General features: G+C 38.8%; 3 protein-coding genes. All 3 read right to left on the bottom strand.

Annotated features, from left to right (window positions below):
• A partial coding sequence (locus VLB74_RS12685) for a DUF5686 family protein (protein WP_325203823.1) occupies nucleotides 1-2,167 on the bottom strand: 2,167 nt, incomplete at its 3' end.
• 86 nt (nucleotides 2,168-2,253) lie between these two features.
• Nucleotides 2,254-2,817 carry a ribosome recycling factor gene (gene frr / locus VLB74_RS12680; RefSeq protein WP_325203822.1) on the bottom strand — a complete coding sequence of 188 codons (564 nt, stop codon included), beginning with the start codon at nucleotides 2,815-2,817 and terminating at the stop codon, nucleotides 2,254-2,256.
• A 24-nt stretch (nucleotides 2,818-2,841) separates the two neighbouring features.
• The gene (gene pyrH / locus VLB74_RS12675) at nucleotides 2,842-3,549 is read right to left on the bottom strand and encodes a UMP kinase (RefSeq protein ID WP_325203821.1); all 708 of its coding nucleotides are present in this window, start codon (nucleotides 3,547-3,549) and stop codon (nucleotides 2,842-2,844) included.
• Between the last annotated feature and the right edge of the window lie 182 nt (nucleotides 3,550-3,731).

The raw sequence follows: 3,731 nt of genomic DNA, 5'->3' as shown, positions 1-3,731 counted from the left end.
AACTGTTTTTACCGGCAAAGTTGATTCGCTGTAAAACGGCATCTCGGTCCATGGTGTTCGGTGAAATACTGTACAGATGCGTTATCGGAATGTCGCCAACGGCAATACCTGCCTGAACAAGGAAGGAGGTTTTCTGACCATCAAGATATTGTTTTTCGATTTCGGTTTTAAAGTCGAATTTGGCAAAATCCAAATCGTTTCCGAATACTCCCGGTAAGGTTTTGGCGATTTGAAAAGTAAATTTCGGAAATCTTTTTTTCGATTCTAATCTTCCTGCAGGCGTTTGCATATAGTCGCTAAACGGGTTCCATTGCACGGAAACGGAAGCCATCGAAATAGTATAATCAGTGTAGGTGATGCCATTGGCGTAAAAGGAATAATCGAATTTTGGGTCGATTTCCGTTCGTGAAAACTGCCAGATGCTTTCAGTCTTCGGAAAAAATTTAGTTTCCAGATACGTTTTCCAGGTTTTATGACTGTAAAAGGTTGTTAAGTTGAAAGGTCTGGGGTCATAAAGCCTGAATTTTTTCCGGTCAATGTCGAAAATGGTACTACCGATCTCCTGCAGGTCATCCGTATATGAAACGCCTAGCCAAGTGCTGGAAAAATTGTGAAGCCGGGTTGCTTCCCCAATGCTGAATTTAAACTGATCGTCTCTCAATCCGTAGGCGCCATAACCGTTCAGACGAATTATCTTTGAAAAATTATCGTTGGTTACTCCACCAAGACCAAATCGGAACCCTTCGTAGTTGTTGTATTTTATCAGTTGACGCAAATCCAAGTCAATAGGGCCAATGGGAACAAACCCATTGATCACTTTTCGGCCAATCTTAATTTTTTGTTCGTAACCTTCTTTGGAAACCAGACTGTCTAATGTCGAATAGGTTTTCATACTTCGAATGTCCAAGCTGTCTTTTCGGAACGGGGTCCAGTAACTTTCATTTTTGGAGATGGCTTCTTCGTTTATATCTATGGAGATATACGGATGCTTAATAGTTACCGGTTTGTTGAATTCAGTTTCGAAATTTTTGGATTCGGAAAGGATGTAAATGTAATCAGAACCCGATTTTTTTTGCTTTTTGGAAGTCTCTTCTTCCTCTTCATTGGTGAACTTGATGGTTTCACCCAAAATTTTCACATCGTCATTATTGGTGCCTTTTACGATTTTAAACACATTTTTATCCGGAAACCAGGTTTCTTCTTCTTTGTAATAGGTAAAATGATTGGTCGCGCTGATATCTAAAATTCCTTTGAAACGGTATATTGTTTTTGCAATGGCGTAACTTTCCCTATCAATATACAATATCCCTTCCAGTTTTGATTTCTTCTTTTGAATCTTGTGTTTGAAGTGAATCATGTAGGCTTTTCTGTTGCCTAGGAAAACAGTGTCGAGGATTTTATAATTGTAGTGATTCAGCGCATCGTCTGCAATGGGATTGGCATATTTGGTTTCGAAGAGTACTATTTTATCTTCATAAGCAGAAAAAGATTGCAGCTGTAAACCGATGAATTCATAGATGGGTTGTTTAAAACCGGCCATACGTGTGGCTAAAACGGTTTCTTTTCGTCCCTGTTTTTTATTGAACTGTATTTCAGAAACTTTTTCGGTTTGATAGAGGTGTTGTTTCTGAATGATTTTTTTGAGTTTGAAATCGGAAGAATCCAGTTTTTGAAATCGGGCTCCGATTTTTTCATAAATAAAGACCGAGTCAATTTTCCCACTGATAGAATCCGGGTTGGCCGTGATAATCAGTTTGTTGTACATTTTAAACTGGAAGCTGTTGAGTTTTTTCTCCGGATCATTGCTGTTTTTGGAGGCGATTGTTCTTCGGATGACCTCTAACGCCGGATTTTCTCCAATAACCAGTTCATCGAGTTGTTGGGATTTCTCTTTCAGTTTTACCTCATAAAATTTCTGATTGGCTTTCAGAAGTACTTTTTCAGGTAAATATCCGGTATAAGAAACAGTAAAGTATGTTGCTTCGGATGTGTTTTCTATGATGAATTTCCCGTCGACATCCACAATGATGGTTTTTCCGTTGTTAAGGTGAATCGTTGCAAAGGGCAGCGGTTTTTCGTTGCTTCCTCGAACAATACCTGAAACGGGGTGTTGAGCATTGGTCAAAATGCTGAAAAGGAAAAACAAAAAGAAAAAAAATCGCTTCAAAATGCGGATAAGCTTTCGGATTGGATGTGTAAAGGTAGCTAAAGTTATGAAATAAAAAATCCCGATAAAAAACCGGGATTTATAAACTATACTTTCATGATTTCGGCTTCTTTAATTGCCAAATGCTCTTCGATTTTTTTGATAAAAGAATCCGTAAGTTTCTGAACATCATCTTCTGCGGTTTTACAGATATCTTCCGAAGTTCCTTCTTTTTCTAATTTTTTGATGTCGGTATTGGCATCTTTTCGCGCATTTCGGATACTTACTTTCGCGTCTTCTGCTTCTGCTTTGGCTTGTTTTACCAGATCTTTACGACGCTCTTCGGTTAGTGGCGGTACACTGATGATAATGTTTTCACCGTTGTTCATCGGGTTGAAACCAAGATTGGCTATCATAATGGCTTTTTCGATAGGATGCAACATCGCTTTTTCCCATGGCGTAACCGTGATGGTTCTTGCATCGGGTGTATTTACATTAGCTACCTGTGAAAGTGGTGTTTGTGAGCCGTAATAATCCACAAAAACGCTTCCCAACATCTGTGGAGAAGCTTTTCCGGCACGAATGTTTAAAAATGATTTTTCCAAATGGGCCACAGAACCGTTCATCGATTCTTTAGTGCTATCTAAGATGAAAATAATTTCTTCGGTCATGATACTAATTTTTATAAATCAATATTAAATATTAACAGTTGTTCCAACGTTTTGGCCTTCACAAACTTTCAATAAATTGCCTGGTTTGTTCATGTCGAAAACGATAATCGGTAATTTGTTTTCCTGACTTAATGTGAAAGCTGTTGTGTCCATGATGTTTAATCCTTTGCTCAGGACATCATCAAAAGAAATGTTGTCGAATTTAATGGCATTGGCATTTTTTTCCGGATCAGAATCATACACACCGTCTACTCGGGTTCCTTTCAAAATTACATCACAATCTACTTCAATTCCTCTTAAAACCGCTGCAGTATCTGTTGTGAAATAGGGATTTCCTGTACCCGCACCAAAAATTACGATTCGGTTTTTCTCCAAATGGCGTACAGCTCTTCTTTTGATGTATGGTTCGGCGATGGCTTCGATTTTTAAAGCGGTTTGTAAACGCGTCTGCATTCCGGTTGCTTCCAAAGCACCCTGCAAGGCCATCCCATTAATAACGGTTGCCAGCATTCCCATATAATCGCCTTGTACACGGTCCATTCCATTACTGGCTCCGGCTACCCCTCTGAAAATATTGCCGCCTCCAATTACAATTGCAATTTGAATGCCTTTGTCGTGGATTTGTTTTATTTCAGCAGCATATTCCGCCAGGCGTTTTGGGTCGATGCCATATTGGTTATCTCCCATTAGCGCTTCGCCACTCAATTTCAGAAGAATTCTATTGTATTTCATTACGATGATTCGTTTAGTGGTGCAAATATAGTTATAATCTCTTTTTTTAAAAGAGGTTAGATGAAATTTATGGCAGAAGTTCTTCGTATGATTTTTTAGCTGCCTCGTATCCGATTTTGAAAATTTGATCCATTTTTGTTTTGCTAGTTTCGAAAGTGCCGAATTTTGCCAGTTCATCAGGC

The sequence above is a fragment of the Flavobacterium sp. genome (assembly GCF_035456225.1).
In the GTDB taxonomy this organism is placed as follows: Bacteria; Bacteroidota; Bacteroidia; order Flavobacteriales; family Flavobacteriaceae; genus Flavobacterium.
This window is presented reverse-complemented; position numbering and strand designations above follow the sequence as displayed.

Excerpts from the sequence above, each read along its gene's own strand:
- pyrH (WP_325203821.1), bottom strand. The coding sequence starts at position 3,549 with ATGAAATACAATAGAATTCTTCTGAAATTGAGTGGCGAAGCGCTAATG.
- frr (WP_325203822.1), bottom strand. The coding sequence starts at position 2,817 with ATGACCGAAGAAATTATTTTCATCTTAGATAGCACTAAAGAATCGATG.